This window comes from Paraburkholderia sp. BR14320, from assembly GCF_040948665.1.
GTDB lineage: Bacteria > Pseudomonadota > Gammaproteobacteria > Burkholderiales > Burkholderiaceae > Paraburkholderia > Paraburkholderia youngii.
This window is the reverse complement of sequence record NZ_JBFPKG010000366.1, coordinates 1-255: the sequence shown is the minus strand read 5'-3', so window position 1 is coordinate 255 and position 255 is coordinate 1. Positions and strand designations below refer to the sequence as shown.

The 255-nt window shown below is 66.3% G+C and carries 1 protein-coding gene; it reads right to left on the bottom strand.

Annotation, left to right across the window (positions count from 1 at the left end):
• Positions 1-255 (bottom strand): Phenylacetic acid catabolic protein (locus AB3X89_RS40680; protein WP_368588115.1); only part of this gene is annotated, 255 nt, incomplete at both ends.

The following is a 255-nucleotide window of genomic DNA, read 5'->3' as shown; positions in this document are numbered from 1 at the left end:
ACAGATGCCTCATCAGCGTCGAATACAGGAAGTTGCGCACGATCGTGACCGCGTAGTCCTTCTGCGCCTGCGCGGTGCCGGCGAGCGGGCCGTAGTGCGGCAGCTCGGCGAGCGTGTAGTTCGCGAACTCGCGCTCGGCGCGGAAGTACGCGTAGTCGTCTTCGCTGCGCTGACGGCCGGTGAGCTGCTGCTCGAGCGTGGCCGCGTGTGTGTACAGCAGACGCGCCTGGCCGATCAGGTCGAGGCTCATGTTCG